This is a genomic window from Streptomyces humidus, from assembly GCF_014649655.1.
Taxonomy (GTDB): domain Bacteria; phylum Actinomycetota; class Actinomycetes; order Streptomycetales; family Streptomycetaceae; genus Streptomyces; species Streptomyces humidus.
In genome coordinates, this window is record NZ_BMTL01000049.1 from 39,203 (window position 1) to 52,469 (window position 13,267).

Annotated in this window: 14 protein-coding genes and 2 pseudogenes; 9 read left to right on the forward strand and 7 right to left on the reverse strand. The window is 68.8% G+C overall.

Annotation, left to right across the window (positions count from 1 at the left end; genetic code table 11):
* Positions 1 to 58: 58 nt before the first annotated feature.
* Positions 59 to 562, reverse strand: coding sequence for a flavin reductase family protein (locus IE239_RS37405; RefSeq protein WP_190153918.1), 504 nt, complete (start codon positions 560 to 562; stop codon positions 59 to 61).
* A 319-nt stretch (positions 563 to 881) separates the two neighbouring features.
* Between IE239_RS37405 and IE239_RS37410 the strand changes: the two genes are divergently transcribed.
* From IE239_RS37410 to IE239_RS37440, 7 genes and pseudogenes are all read left to right on the forward strand, one after another.
* Positions 882 to 1,427 (forward strand): MarR family winged helix-turn-helix transcriptional regulator, encoded by a 546-nt coding sequence (locus IE239_RS37410; RefSeq protein WP_229878642.1) that lies wholly within the window; start codon positions 882 to 884, stop codon positions 1,425 to 1,427.
* Between the two features lie 279 nt (positions 1,428 to 1,706).
* Positions 1,707 to 2,474, forward strand: coding sequence for an IclR family transcriptional regulator (locus IE239_RS37415; RefSeq protein WP_190153919.1), 768 nt, complete (start codon positions 1,707 to 1,709; stop codon positions 2,472 to 2,474).
* A 106-nt stretch (positions 2,475 to 2,580) separates the two neighbouring features.
* The gene (locus tag IE239_RS37420; RefSeq protein ID WP_190153930.1) at positions 2,581 to 3,579 is read left to right on the forward strand and encodes a PDR/VanB family oxidoreductase; all 999 of its coding nucleotides are present in this window, start codon (positions 2,581 to 2,583) and stop codon (positions 3,577 to 3,579) included.
* Positions 3,580 to 3,632: 53 nt separating this feature from the next.
* Complete coding sequence (locus tag IE239_RS37425; RefSeq protein ID WP_190153920.1) at positions 3,633 to 4,850, forward strand: cytochrome P450; 1,218 nt, start codon at positions 3,633 to 3,635, stop codon at positions 4,848 to 4,850.
* Positions 4,851 to 4,898: 48 nt separating this feature from the next.
* Complete coding sequence (locus tag IE239_RS43185) at positions 4,899 to 5,288, forward strand: hypothetical protein (protein ID WP_308435453.1); 390 nt, start codon at positions 4,899 to 4,901, stop codon at positions 5,286 to 5,288.
* Complete coding sequence (locus tag IE239_RS37435) at positions 5,285 to 6,184, forward strand: amidohydrolase family protein (protein ID WP_190153921.1); 900 nt, start codon at positions 5,285 to 5,287, stop codon at positions 6,182 to 6,184. Before IE239_RS43185 ends, IE239_RS37435 begins: the two co-directional genes overlap by 4 nt.
* A pseudogene (locus IE239_RS37440) lies at positions 6,181 to 6,411 on the forward strand (MaoC/PaaZ C-terminal domain-containing protein); the annotation flags it as partial. The gene IE239_RS37435 and the pseudogene IE239_RS37440, both read left to right, overlap by 4 nt.
* 3 nt (positions 6,412 to 6,414) lie before the next feature.
* Here IE239_RS37440 and IE239_RS37445 read toward each other — a convergent pair.
* Positions 6,415 to 6,780 carry a transposase gene (locus IE239_RS37445; protein WP_190153922.1) on the reverse strand — a complete coding sequence of 122 codons (366 nt, stop codon included), beginning with the start codon at positions 6,778 to 6,780 and terminating at the stop codon, positions 6,415 to 6,417.
* Positions 6,781 to 6,830: 50 nt separating this feature from the next.
* Between IE239_RS37445 and IE239_RS37450 the strand changes: the two genes are divergently transcribed.
* Entirely contained in the window at positions 6,831 to 6,974 is a 144-nt protein-coding gene (locus IE239_RS37450) for a hypothetical protein (RefSeq protein ID WP_190153923.1), read from the forward strand.
* A gap of 141 nt (positions 6,975 to 7,115) precedes the next feature.
* Here the strand turns inward: IE239_RS37450 and IE239_RS37455 are convergent, their stop codons facing one another.
* Both IE239_RS37455 and IE239_RS37460 read right to left on the reverse strand, forming a co-directional pair.
* On the reverse strand, positions 7,116 to 8,105 hold the full coding sequence (locus IE239_RS37455; RefSeq protein ID WP_190153924.1) for a tyrosine-type recombinase/integrase: 990 nt from the start codon (positions 8,103 to 8,105) through the stop codon (positions 7,116 to 7,118).
* A complete protein-coding gene (locus IE239_RS37460; protein ID WP_190153925.1) occupies positions 8,102 to 9,028 on the reverse strand; it encodes a tyrosine-type recombinase/integrase in 927 nt (308 codons plus the stop codon). Before IE239_RS37460 ends, IE239_RS37455 begins: the two co-directional genes overlap by 4 nt.
* A gap of 345 nt (positions 9,029 to 9,373) precedes the next feature.
* Here IE239_RS37460 and IE239_RS37470 point away from each other — a divergent pair, with 345 nt between their 5' ends.
* The gene (locus IE239_RS37470) at positions 9,374 to 10,906 is read left to right on the forward strand and encodes an ISL3 family transposase (protein WP_229878646.1); all 1,533 of its coding nucleotides are present in this window, start codon (positions 9,374 to 9,376) and stop codon (positions 10,904 to 10,906) included.
* A 7-nt stretch (positions 10,907 to 10,913) separates the two neighbouring features.
* Here the strand turns inward: IE239_RS37470 and IE239_RS37475 are convergent, their stop codons facing one another.
* The 3 genes and pseudogenes from IE239_RS37475 to IE239_RS37485 all read right to left on the reverse strand — a co-directional run.
* Positions 10,914 to 12,014 (reverse strand): tyrosine-type recombinase/integrase, encoded by a 1,101-nt coding sequence (locus IE239_RS37475; RefSeq protein WP_190153926.1) that lies wholly within the window; start codon positions 12,012 to 12,014, stop codon positions 10,914 to 10,916.
* Positions 12,015 to 12,065: 51 nt separating this feature from the next.
* A complete protein-coding gene (locus IE239_RS37480) occupies positions 12,066 to 12,785 on the reverse strand; it encodes an ISAs1 family transposase (RefSeq protein WP_190153927.1) in 720 nt (239 codons plus the stop codon).
* Positions 12,786 to 12,895: 110 nt separating this feature from the next.
* Positions 12,896 to 13,093, reverse strand: a pseudogene (locus IE239_RS37485) (transposase); the annotation flags it as partial.
* Between the last annotated feature and the right edge of the window lie 174 nt (positions 13,094 to 13,267).

Here is a 13,267-nt window from a genome sequence, read left to right on the forward strand (position 1 = left end):
TCTCCTGGGGAGTGCGGTGAGGCTTGAGAGGGGGGTGAGGGCCGGGCGGATGAGAGCTTCAGAAGAGGTGCTCGATGCCGTCGGTCGACTCGGTCGTGGACGCGAAACGGCTCCAGGCGTAGGTCAGGGCGTCGCCGTCGCGGTGGCCGAGGTCGGTGACGCGGCCGAGGACCAGGGTGTGGTCGCCGCCGTCGTACGTGCGCCAGGGCTCGCACTCCACCCAGGCGAGCGGGTCGGCCAGCCGGGGGACGCGCGCGCCCTGTGCCCAGCGGGGCTCCATGGTGCTCGGGGCCCCCGCGAACAGCCGGGCCAACGGCTCCTGTTCGGCGCCGAGGATGTTCACACAGAAGGGCCCGTCGCTCAGCTGCTCGTGGCAGCGGGCCCGGCGGGCAACGCTGACCAGGACCAGCGGCGGTTCGGCGGACACGGACGTGAAGGAGTTCATGGTGGCGCCGCGCGGGCCGCTGTCGGTGGCGTACGACACCACCGTGACGCCGGTGGCGAAACGGGACATGCAGGCACGCAGCGCGCCGGGACTGGGGGGAGCGAGTGCTTCGGGCATACGAGGTTCCTTGGGATCGATCACCCGCCACCCCGTCCCCCTTCACGGAGGAGGAGGAACGGCCGGGGCCGCCCGGCCGCACATCGGGACGCACGGCAGGGAGGAGACCTGTCCCCTGACAGACCCAGGGGACAAAACGAGGCGAATCATGCTCAGAGAATGTAATCAATGCTTTGATTAATTGGGGACCGTACTCCTGTCGGCATCTCCGGGGAAGCCTCCGATGAAGATTTTTTCGGTCCGGAAACCTGGATGGGGTCCCGGCGTGCGCCCGTTTCCCGTATGCGGTCCGTGATGCCGCCCGGCCTAGACTCCGACTGTGACCCAGGAACCGGAACCGCTGGATGTCGACCACCTGCACTTCTGGTCGTTCATCGATCACGCCGTCGACCGGGCCTCGCGGGAACTCCCCGGCATCGACCCGCTCGCCATGCGGCTGGTGCTCACCCTCCACCGCGCGGCCAACATGCTCGTCTACGACCTCGAATCCACTGTGCACCGGCCTCGTGGCTGGTCATGGCCCGGCTTCCGGGTGCTGTTCGCCATCTGGCTGTCGGGCCCGGTCGAGGCGAAGAAGGTCGCGGAGCTGTCCGGCATGAGCCGAGCCGCCGTGTCGGCGCTGGTGAACACGCTGGAACGGGACGGCCTGGTGAGCAAGGAGCGCGCCGCCTACGACGGGCGCGCGGTCCAACTCGGCCTCACCGAGGCCGGCGTGCATGCGATCACCACCGCCTTCCAGGCACACAACGCACGTGAACAGGAATGGGCGGGCGCCCTCAGTGAGGACGAGCAGCAGACCCTCATTGAGTTGCTCGGCAAGCTGACCGCGCACTCCGCGCACTTCGACGTCCGGCATCGGACCTGAGGGGTTTTCCCAGGGCGACGAGCCAATGGCAGGCGTCCTACCTGGCGGACGGGCAGCCGTCGTCAGGGCTGTTGCGGTGCTGAGTAGACACGCCACCGCACGATCTGTTCGAGTCCGTCGCGACCGGGTGCCGCGTGCGCGACGATGTTCGCGTTCTGTGCATACAGTTGGTCGGCGACCGCGGTGGCGACACTCGATGGTGCAGCAGATCTGCGTGGTCTGGAGAGTGTGTGCTGCGACGGTTTCATGTCACCCTCCGACAGTCGAAACGGCACTTCCATGAAGACACCACACCGAGAGTCGGTCCTGTCTCGGTCCGCTCGCATCCTGGAGGCATTCAGCCAGGAGGAGCCGGCGTTGACCGTCTCCGAGATCGCGCGCCGCGCCGGACTGCATGTGGCGACCGCCTCGCGATTGGTGGCGGAGATGGTAGGACACGGTTTTCTCAGCCGGGACGTCGACCGTCGGGTGCGGATCGGTGTGCGGCTGTGGGAGTTGGTGACACGGGCCTCGCCCACTTTGTCGTTGCGTGACACGGCGATGCCGTTCATGGAAGGCGTGCACGACGTCGTGGGCCATCATGTGCAGCTCGGTGTTCTCGACGGGGAGGATGTCCTGTTCCTGGAACGGCTCTCGGCCCCCAACGCGGTGATCAACTACACCCGCATCGCTGGGCGCCTGTCCCTGCACGCATCCTCCAGCGGACTGGTGCTTCTGGCCTACGGCCCCACATCCCTGAAGGAAGCTGTCCTTTCGGGCCCGTTGATCGCCTACACGTCGGCCACTCCGGCCGCGCCCGCCCGGTTGCGTGCGGTCCTGGCCGAGGTCCGGCAGCAGGGATACGCCTATTGCCCCGGATACGTCCATCAAGAGGCTCTCGGAATCGCCGCTCCGGTACGCGGAGCCGAGGGTGCGGTGGTCGCGGCGCTGTCGGTCATCGTGCCCAACGAGTCGAGCGCCCATGCCGTCGTTCCCGTGGTCCGGACGGCTGCTCGGGGTATCTCCCGTGCCCTGAGCGCGCCCCCCCATCGGGGAAAGCCGTCCTGACGCAATGAGTCAGCCACATGACAATCGCACGAAAAACGTCTCTCACTGAGTGAGAACTCCGTCGCGGTGCGATGGCGGCCACCCTCATTCTTCCTGCATGCCACTGATGGGAGTCGACACCGTGGTCGTGCAGAGCCTGCTTCCGACAGCCTCACAGCCCTCTCCCTCCACCGTGACGTTGGAGGTCCGTTCCAAGCACGTCGTCGCCGACGGCGTCGTGTCCCTCACCCTGGCCCACCCGGACGGCGTGCGGCTGCCGGACTGGACACCGGGCGCTCACATCGATGTGGTCCTGCCGGACGGGACTGCCCGGCAGTACTCGCTGTGCGGCGACCGCTGGGATCCCTACAGCTACCGCATCGCCGTGTTGCGGGTACCTGAGGGGCGCGGGGGATCGGCGTACGTGCATGATCAGCTGGCACTGGGGGCCCGGGTCGGCGTGGGCGGGCCGCGGAACCACTTCCCGCTGGTGCCGGCGGAGCGGTATCTCTTCATCGCGGGCGGCATCGGGATCACACCGCTGCTGTCGATGCTCCGTCAGGCACAAATGACGGGCGCCGATTGGCAGTTGCTCTACGGAGGCCGCAGCCGTGCTTCGATGGCATTCCGTGAGGAGCTCACGGAATGCCACGGCCGGCGCGTACAGGTCGCTCCTCAGGACGAATGCGGTCTGCTGGACCTGGCTGCCTGGCTGAGCGAGCCTGCGCCGGGCACCAAGGTGTACTGCTGTGGGCCGGCCCCTTTGCTCGCCGCCGTCGAGCGGGCGTGCGTCGGCTGGCCGCCGTACAGCCTGCGCACCGAACGCTTCACCGCGGCCGCGGCGGACCCCGTGCGCCGTGCGCCGTTCCAGGTGGAACTGCGGCGCAGCGGCCAAACGGTGACCGTGACCCGGGAAACCTCCGTCCTCCAGGCGGTGCGACAGGCGGGAGTCGAGGTGCTGTCCTCCTGCGAGCAGGGATCCTGCGGGACCTGCCTCACGCCGGTGCTGGAGGGCACGCCGGATCATCGGGACTCGGTTCTGGCCGATCACGAACGCGCGGCCAACGACTGCATGCTGCCGTGTGTTTCCCGCTCCCGCTCAGCGCGCCTGGTCCTGGACCTCTGAGCTGTGCCCCTCCTCATCCTTCATCCATCCGAGCCGATGTCGCTGGAGCTGTGATGTCCCGAGTACAGGCCACCACTGTCATGCCGCCCGTCCATGACGCCGACCCGTTCGCCGCCGAACATCTTGAGCACCCCGAGCCACTGCACCAACAGCTTCGCGAAGCCGGCCCTGTCGTCCGTCTTTCCCGTTACGGCGTGCATGCCTTGGCCCGCTACCAGGAGGTGCACGCCTCCCTGGTCGACTGGCAGACCTTCCAGTCGGGCGCCGGGGTGGGCCTGGCCAACTTCCGCCACGAAAAGCCATGGCGCGCGCCGAGCCTGCTGCTGGAGGCCGACCCCCCGCATCACGACGCCCCACGCCGAGTGCTGCGCGAGGCCCTCGCCCCACCCGCGCTGCGCCGCCTGCGGGATGTATGGCAAGAGGCAGCCGAGGACCTCCTGGACAACGTACTGGCCGAGCGAGGAGAGGATTTCGACGCCTTCGACGCCCTGGCCAAGGCCTTCCCGCTGCGGGTCTTCCCCGACGCGGTCGGCCTAGGACCTGATGGACGGGCGAACCTCCTGCCCTACGGCAACATGGCCTTCAACGCCTTCGGACCGGTCAACGACCTCGTCAAGTCCGACGCGCCCCGGGTGGCCGACTTGTCGGCCTGGGTGAACGCCCAGTGCGCCCGCGAGGCACTGAGCGAAGACGGCTTCGGGGCACGCATCTGGGCAGCCGCCGACCGCGGTGAACTCACCCAGCAGCAGGCACCGCTGGTGGTGCGCTCCCTGCTCACCGCCGGCGTCGACACCACCGTCCACGGCCTGGCCGCCGCCCTCTACGCCTTCGCCACTCACCCCGGCGAGTGGCAGCGGCTACGCGAACGACCGGAGTTGGCCCGGGTCGCGTTCGACGAGGCGGTGCGCTGGCAGTCGCCGGTGCAGACCTTCTTCCGCACCGCCACCACCGACGTCGAGATTGCCGGCGCCCGCATTCCCGAAGGCACGAAGATCCTCATGTTCCTCGGCTCCGCCAACCGTGACCCGGCCCGCTGGTCCGACCCCGACAGCTTCGACCTCACCCGTGACCCCTCCGGCCACGTCGGCTTCGGCATGGGCATCCACCAGTGCGTCGGCCAGCACGTCGCCCGTCTGGAAGCCGAGGCGCTGCTGACCGCCCTCGCCCGCCGCATCGAACGCATCGAACTCACCGGCGAACCGCGCCGCCATCTCAACAACACCCTGCGCTCCTGGGCCTCGATACCCGTTCGCGTGCGCACGGCGCGGTGACTGCGCCGCTCCGTCCTGCCGCTTCCCAGCTGTACAGAGAGGATTCCCATGTCCCAGCAAGTACGCGGCGTCGTCGCCCGTGCCAAGGGTGAACCGGTACGCGTCGAGACGATCGTCTTGCCAGCTCCGGGCGCTCTGCGCGCCGGTCGGCCGATCCCGCCGTTCGCGCGCCGGACGCCGACCATCGGATCCCCGGAGGACGCGGCCGGTGTGATCACGTTCCTCGCCTCGGACGCCGCGGCCGACGTGACCGGCCAGGCGATCGGTGTGGGCGGGGACCGGCTCAGCCTGTGGACCCACCCGACACAGGCCGTCTCCGCCTATGCCGACGGCGGCTGGAGCGCCGACGCCATCGCCGAGGCGTGGCCCACTGTGTTCGCCGGCCACCAACAGAGCGTCGGGGAAACGCTGCCCGAGCCGAAGACCGACGCCTCGTGAGCACCTCGGCCACGGGCCTCGACCTCGACACGCTCGACGCAATTGACGTACACGCCCACGTCGAGGTGGACGGACACGGTCATCTGTCCCTGCCCGACGACTTCGTCGAGGCTTCTTCGAAGTACTTCGCCGCCGAGCGCCGGGCACCGACTCTGGACGAGATCGCCGGCTACTACCGGGAGCGCAGAACGGCTGTCGTCGTCTTCAGCGTCGACATCGAATCCGCGACCGGACATACGGCGCTGTCCAACGAGGAGATCGCCGAAGCCGCAGCCCGTCATCGCGACATCCTCATCCCCTTCACCAGCGTCGACCCCGCCAAGGGCCTCGCCGGCGCCCGTCGATTCCGCGACCTCGTGGAGAAGCATGCCATGCGCGGCATCAAGTTCCACCCCTCGATCCAGGGCTTCGCTCCGAATGACCGCAGTGCCTACCCGCTGCTGGAGGTCGCCCAGGAACTGGGAGTGCCGGCACTGTTCCACACCGGCCAGACCGGCATCGGCGCGGGCCTGCCCGGCGGAGGCGGAATCCGCCTCTCGTTGTCGAACCCGATGCTGCTCGACGATGTCGCCGTCGACTTTCCCGAGCTGACGATCATCATGGCGCACCCTTCCTTCCCGTGGCAGGACGAGGCGTTGGCCGTCGCGACGCACAAACCGAATGTCTACATCGACCTGTCCGGCTGGTCGCCCAAGTACTTCCCGCCCCAGCTCGTGCGGTACGCCAACACGCTGCTGCAGGACAAGGTCCTGTTCGGCTCCGACTACCCCCTGATCACCCCCGACCGGTGGCGAGCCGACTTCGCCAAGCTCGACATCAAGGACCACGTCCGCCCCAAGATCCTTAAGGACAACGCGGTGCGGGCCCTACGACTCGACCGAGAGGGCAGCCGATGACCATCACCGTTTCCTTGGAAGACCTGTCCGGAGTGGAGGGCGCCCAGCTGGGCGCCAGTGACTGGATCGACGTCACCCAGTCGATGATCAACCAGTTCGCCGACGCCACCGGCGATCACCAGTAGATCCACACGGACCCCGAGCGCGCCAAGGACGGGCCTTTCGGCGGCCCGATCACCCACGGCTATTTGACCCTGTCGCTGCTGATCCCGCTGTGGAGCAGGGTGGCTTCAAGGTCCCGGTAGGAGCGGGCTGTCGGTGATGCCCCAGGTCCAGAGGGCGTGTTCGGGTGCGTCCCGGATCGCCCGGGTGGTCTTGGCGATGTTGTCCGCTCCCAGCAGCCGCAGTCTGCCGATGGCCAGGTTCCGCAGAGCGGCCATCGCCCGCGGCGCGCTGCCGGTGTGGACGGTGGAGGCGTCCTCGGCGAACACGACATCTCTGACATGGTGGCTGGAATTTTCGATTCCCCAGTGCCCGCGCACGTATCCGCCCAGGTCGGCAGGGGTGGCCTGGTGGGTGTCGAGGCTGGTGACGACGTAGACCGTCTCCCGGGCCTGCCGCTTGCCGTTCTCCTGGCGGCGCCGGTGGATGCGCAAGGCCAGCTGTCGGCGTACGCGGGAAGGCGATCCCGCCCAGGTTCGCCGCGATGGCCATGGTCTTGACCGAGCGGGACTCCCGCCGGCCGTGGCCGGTGCCGGAGACGGTGTGCGCCATGGGCACCTGCTTCCACGGCAGGGCCTTGAGCTGGGCCGACGCGGTCGGCTGGTTTCCCTTGATCACCGCGATGTAGTGGGCTTTCTTCTCCTGTACCAGCCAGCGCACCTGGTCCTTGACGCTGCGCAGGGCGTCTTATGAAGACCTGTGGGTTATGCCGATCTGCTGTCCGGTAGCGGCGCTGGCAGCGGCGTCCCCGGACAGCAGATCGGCATAGTCACAGTGCTTCGAGGAACGCCATGACGGTGTCGGATGGGCGGTAGCGTCCTGGTGCGGTGTCCAGCGGCGCGGTGCGGGCGAGTGCCTGTTCCTTGAGGGCGAGATCGGCGTGTATGTAAATCTGGGTGGTGGCGACGCTCTCATGGCCCAGCCAGAGAGCGATGACGGTGCTGTCGACGCCGGCCGCGAGCAGGCGCATCGCTGCGGTGTGCCGTAGAACGTGAGGCGAGATCTTCTTCTCGACCAGGGTCGGTTCCGCGTGGGCGGCGGTCACGGCGTGCTTGGCCAGCCGCCGCTCCAGGGCGTCCCGGCTCATCGCGGTGCCGTATCGGCTGGGGAACAGCGGCTCGGTGGGGTCTCCGCGGCGTTCGGCCAGCCAGGAGCCGATCACTGCAACGGTGGTGGAGGTCAGCGGGGTGATCCGCTGTTTGCGGCCCTTGCCCAGGCAGTTGACGTGCGCTCCGGTGCCCAGGCGAATGTCGGAGCAGGCCAACGCGGTGAGTTCGGAAGCCCGCAGGCCGGTCTGGATGGCCAGGACCAGCAGGGCGTGATCGCGCCGCCCGGTCCAGGTGGTGGTGTCCGGGGCGGCCATCAGCGCGGTGGCCTCGCGTTCGGTGAGGTAAGTGACGAGTCTGCGGTCGAAGCGTTTGGGCGGGATCGCCAGGACGCGCTGGATGACGGCCGCGTGCTCTGGATGGTGCAGGGCGGCGAAGCGGAACAGCGCGTGCACGGCGGCCAGTCGGGCGTTTCGGGTGCGGACGCCGTTGCCGCGTTCGGTTTCCAGGTGGTCGAGGAACGCGCCGATCAAGGGCGCGTCCATGTCGCTGATCTCCAGCTGGGAGGGCTGCTTGCCGGTGCGCTGGGCGGCGAAGGCCAGCAGCAGTTTCAGCGCGTCGCGGTAGGCGGCGACGGTGTGGGGGCTGGCCTGGCGCTGGCGGGCCAGCCGGTCGGTGAAGAATGCTTGCAGGGTAGGGGCGAGGGAGGTCAACGGGGGTCTTCCTGGTGGGCGTCGAGGCGGTCGGCCGCCAGTGCGAGCAGTTCCGGGGCGGCGGACAGGTACCAGTAGGTGTACTTGGGGTCGGCGTGGCCGAGGTAGGTCGACAAGCGCGGCAGCATGGCCTGAACGTCGGCGCGGTCGCGGTACCAGTCCAGGAGGGTGGTGACCGCGAAGGTGTGCCGCAGGTCATGGATTCTTGGTGTGCTCGCTGGCGAACGTGGTGTCAGTTCGGCCTGTCCGAGGACCCGGTGGAAGGTGTCCCAGACGCGTTCACAGCGCAGTCGGAAGCCCCTGGTGGACAGCAGTAGCGCACTGGTGTGCGGCTGCGGCAGCAGTCGGTCGCGGAGCCGCAGGTATTCCTGCAGGCCCGCGCTGGTGGTCGGGTGCAGGGGCAGCTGCCGGGACTTGCCGAACTTGGTGCCGCGCACGGTCAGCACGCCGAGCTTGTCGTCCAGGTCCTCGCAGTCGAGCCGGATCGCTTCCCCAACGCGCATGCCGGTGGAGGCGAGCAGGCGGATCAGGGTCTGGCAGGTCCCGGCCCGCAGCGGGAAGGACAGCTGACCGACGGCCCGGATCAGGGCGTTGATCTCCTGGCCGGTGTAGAGGTGGGGAACGGTACGTCGAGAGCCGTGCGGGATCAGCCCGCTCGGCGGCACCTGGTGGGCGGGGTCGAGCGCGTGCAGGTGGACGGCGAAGCCGCGGACCATGGACAGCCGCGCCGCCCACCAGCGCGGATCCGACGAGCTCGGCAAGGTCGCCCAGGCCAGGGCGTGTTCGATGGTCAGTGTGGAGGTGCGGTGCGCCGCGAGGTAGTCCGTGAACTGCGTCAGGAGCTTCTCGTGGCGTTCCATCTTGAACCCCATGGCCCGGCGGACGGCCAGATACTCCTGCAACCGCCGGTGCAGCGCGCTCACGCGGCCTCTCCCGGCCAGGGCCGGGCCAGCGCGCGCAGGCCCTCGTGGTCCACCTTCGCGTAACCAGCCGTGGTCAGCGCATGCCGGTGCCGCAGCACCTGGCCGATCTCCTCCAGTGACGCGCCCGCATGCTGGTGGCCGCGGTGTGACGCAGCCGGTGCGCGTAGATCGTCCCCATGTCGGCGTACACGTGAACGTGGCCCTGGCAAGATTTTCGTGAAGCGGGGCTGTGCCACCGTGCGCCGGTGACGCTCCGTCACGGGTAGCGGGACCTTCGGCGAGTGTGATGACCTCGTACGAATTGTGTCGCCGCACCTCGATGCGGTGCGGGTGGAACGAGTGTGGGTGGCGGGCGGCGTGGTCCGTATCGCTGCCCGTACCAGCGAGTTGATGGTGGCGTGTCCGGATTGCCGGTGCGAGTCGACGCGGGTGCACAGCCGGTATTCCCGCACGCTGGCCGATGTCGCTGCCGGGGGCCGTCCGGTGCTGATCAGTCTGGCGGTGCGGCGGTTGTTTTGCGACAGTACGGACTGCGGTCGGCGGACGTTTGCCGAGCAGGTGGAGGGGCTGACGGTGCGCTATCAGCGTCGCAGTCCGCTGCTGCAGCATCTGGTCGAGATGGCCGGGGTGCTGCTCGCTGGCCGTGGCGGGGCCCGGCTTCTGCGCATCTTGAAGACGCCGTTGTCGCGGACGAGTGTGCTGTTCCAGTTGATGCGCATGGGACTTCCGCCGGTCGCGACACCGCGCGTGCTGGGCGTGGACGACTTCGCGTTGTACGCGGACGTCTACGGCACGCTGCTCGTGGATGCCGACACACAGCTGCCGATCGAGTTGTGGGCCGGGCGTGATGCCGAGCAGCTGGCCTCCTGGCTGCGTGCGCATCCCGGCGTCGAGGTGGTGTGCCGGGACGGTTCGCTGGTCTACCGGCAGGGCATCACCGAGGGAGCCCCGGACGCGGTGCAGGTCAGCGACCGCTTTCACCTGTGGCAGGGGCTGTCGAAGCGGGTCTCGGACATCGCCGCGGCCCACCGCGACTGCCTGGCCGCCGCAGTACGTGAACCCGAACCGGCCCCACCGCCGTCGGACGAACCGTGCGAGGCGGCCGACACTCCCGCCCGCCGTCACGCGAAGCGACTGTTCGAGACCGTCCAGGGATACACCAGCACGGCCCGCAGTCTCAGCGCGATAGCCCGCGAGCTCGGCTTGAACCGCCGCACCGTGGCCAAGTACGCACGCGCTGCCTGTTGGCAGGAGTGCGTACGGCGCACTCCGCCCCGCCGGTCCACGAGCCTCGACCCGTATCTGGAGTATCTGAGGCAACGGTGGGAGGAAGGCGAGCACACCGCGACCGTGCTGCACCAGGAGATCGCCGCCAAGGGCTACGGCGGCCACTACCAGCGGGTCAAGATGGCCATCGCGCCGCTACGCCGCGGTCTACCGATCGACACACCGCGCGAGCGGCCACCATCCCCCCGCCAGGTCGCCCGGTGGATCACCACCACACCGCCGAAGCGCGGCCTGCACCCTGCCGAGGCGCTCCGTCGGCTGCTTGAACACTGTCCGGAGCTCGACCAAACCCACACTCTGGTAAGGCAGTTCGCGGCCATGCTCGATGCCCGCGACGCCGCCCCGCTGCCGGCCTGGCTCGACCAACTCGCGGCCTCTGGCCTGTCTGCCTTGGCGAGCCTGGCCAAGGCCATCCGCGAGGACCAGCCCGCAGTCGTGCAGGGCATCACCACCCCGTTCAACTCCGGCGTCAACGAAGGCCGGATCACGGACCTGAAGCTCCAGAAACGGATCATGGCCGGCCGCGCCGGCGTTCCGCTCCTGCGCCACCGCGTCGTCCTCATGGCCCACCTCCGACGCCGCTACCCGTGACGGAGCGTCACCGGCGCACGGTGGCACAGCCCCGCTTCACGAAAATCTTGCCAGGGCCAGAAAAGTCCGTACGCCGACACCCCAGGCCGCTGCGGCGCGACGCGCGGGCCACCAGCTGCGTGACCGCGCCCCGGGTCAGCGCCCGATGCGGGGCCCGTGCGCCGACGAATACCTCCCGGCCCGCGGCAGCGGCGGGACGGAACTGGCTCAGGTAGGCCACGACGGCCTCCCCGACGTCGGCCGGCAGCGGGAGCCGCTCGTGCCGGTTGCCCTTCCCACGCACCGTGATCTCACCACGCCGCCAGTCGATGTCCTCCAACCTCAGCGCGGCGACCTCGCCGGCCCGCAGCCCGAGCCGGGCGAGCAACGTCAGGATCGCGAGATCACGCCGTCCGACGGCAGTGTCCGGGTCGCACGAGGTCAGCAGCGCGGCGAGCTGTTCGTGTGTCAGATACTTCGGCAGCCCGGCCAGTTTCCAGTTGGCGGCGGTGGGCACCGCACCCACCAACGAGAAGCCGATCATCCCTCGCAGGTGCAGGAAGCGCAGCAGCGAGCGCAGGGCTGCACCCGTGCGCTGCACTGTCGCGGGCGAGACGCTCTCGATGCGGGCGAGCACGAACGCGGTGACGTCCGCGGCCGTCAGCACTTCCAGGTTGAGCCGGTCACCGGTGGCCTGGGCGGCCAGGAACGTGCGGACCAAGTCCGTACTGCGTTGAACCGTCAGTACACCCAGCCCCCGCTCGTGGATCAGGTAGGCCGCATAGTCGGCCAGCACCTCCTCCACCGGCCCGACCGCCTGCTGCGGCACGGGCTGCGGAGCCGCTCCGATCTCCCGCAGGTACTCCAGCAACGGCCGCAGCGACCGGCCGGACCGCGCATCACGGTGACCAGCAACCCGTCGGTCGTGGATGAACCCGTCGGTGACCGACGCGCTCAACGCCGAGCCGTCCAGCCCGCGTTCTTCCAGCCAGCTGCTCAGGTGGGCCATCACTCGCAGGTGGACGACCCGCGGCTGTGGGGCGTATCCGAGCATCTCCAGCCGTTCGCGGAACCCCTCCGCGAACAGCGCCAGCGGGCCCAGGACCTGGACCAGTGCAGGATTTCTCACGTTCTTCCCTCTCCATGGGTGGAAGAGGGGCAACGCCGATCCGGCGCCTGATTACGCCGATCTGCTGTCCGGGGACGCCGCTGCCAGCACCGCTACCGGACAGCAGATCGGCATAACCCACAGGTCTTCATAGGACGCCTTATGCCGACGTCGGCATAAGGCGTCGAAGGTGACCACGGTGCCGGTCAGATCGAGTGGTTCCAGCAGCGGACGGAAGGCGGCCGTCTCGTTGGTCTTGGCCCCCACCTCGCGCTGGGTCAGGGGCACGGCGGGGGCGTGGGTGACGGAGGACAGCAGGTGCCGGTGGCGCTGCTGCCGGTGCGCGGAGCCTGACAATGCCTTGCCGTCCACCGCGATCGCCGGCCGCGGCGCCAAGCCGGTGCCGGCGTCGGTGTGGTTGTGTCCGGCCAGGTAGGCGCCGATCGCGGCGTCCAGGGCATCGCCGTCGAGAGCGGCCAGGAGCCGGGTGAAAGTGGCATGGGACGGGGCGCGCCGGCGTCCGGGCAGATGGCGGCGGATGCCGAGGTGTTCCAGCACCGTGGTGGTGGCGCGCTGTCCCCACTCGGTGATCTCGGTGATGGTCCGGGCGACGGAGACGACTGCGCAGGCGCAGATCAGCAGCAGGCCGGTCAGGGGATACCACCGCCCGCGACGCGAACGCGGGTCGGGTACGCGCCGGAGGTGGGCGCGCAGGCGGCCGGTGTCGTGCTGGTGAAGGGGGCCCAGTTTCGCCAGAGCGGCAGGTACCAGGGAGGATGAAGCGGCAGGCACGGGACCTCGATGTGATCAGCTGGCGTAGACACCCGGATGATCACCGGTCTCGTGCCCGTGCTGTTGCTGCGTCAACTCCCGCTGGAAGCGGACGATCTACGCGATCCCGGAACTTGCAACCGCCCTGAGACCGTCGGCCACGGTCCGAACTCGGAGGGCATCTCGCGCCACTGGGCGCTGGACCGGAACCGCCAGATCACCCCTTCGAACTGCTCCCGCAGCCGTTCGGGGTATGGACCGTACTCGCCTATCGGCAGATACGGCTCGATGAACTCCCATTGCCCGTCGCTGAGTTGCCTACGTTTCACACCCAGCGTCCTACCAGGTCCTGCCCCCGCAAGGGACCAAAACCCGAGATTGATCACGACCTCGCACAGGCCCTAGTTGTATTGATCACGAGCGTTGTTGACGCGGGTCGGACTTGATCGTGACGAAGGCCCCCGTGTGTGGTGGAGGTGTCGAATCTTCACCGCACGGAGGCC

What these genes read in the sequence shown, in the direction of transcription:
- IE239_RS37405 (WP_190153918.1), bottom strand. Translation starts at nt 562, where the DNA reads ATGCCCGAAGCACTCGCTCCCCCCAGTCCCGGCGCGCTGCGTGCCTGC.
- IE239_RS37415 (WP_190153919.1), top strand. Translation starts at nt 1,707, where the DNA reads ATGAAGACACCACACCGAGAGTCGGTCCTGTCTCGGTCCGCTCGCATC.
- IE239_RS37420 (WP_190153930.1), top strand. Translation starts at nt 2,581, where the DNA reads ATGGGAGTCGACACCGTGGTCGTGCAGAGCCTGCTTCCGACAGCCTCA.
- IE239_RS37425 (WP_190153920.1), top strand. Translation starts at nt 3,633, where the DNA reads ATGTCCCGAGTACAGGCCACCACTGTCATGCCGCCCGTCCATGACGCC.
- IE239_RS43185 (WP_308435453.1), top strand. Translation starts at nt 4,899, where the DNA reads ATGTCCCAGCAAGTACGCGGCGTCGTCGCCCGTGCCAAGGGTGAACCG.
- IE239_RS37450 (WP_190153923.1), top strand. Translation starts at nt 6,831, where the DNA reads ATGGCCATGGTCTTGACCGAGCGGGACTCCCGCCGGCCGTGGCCGGTG.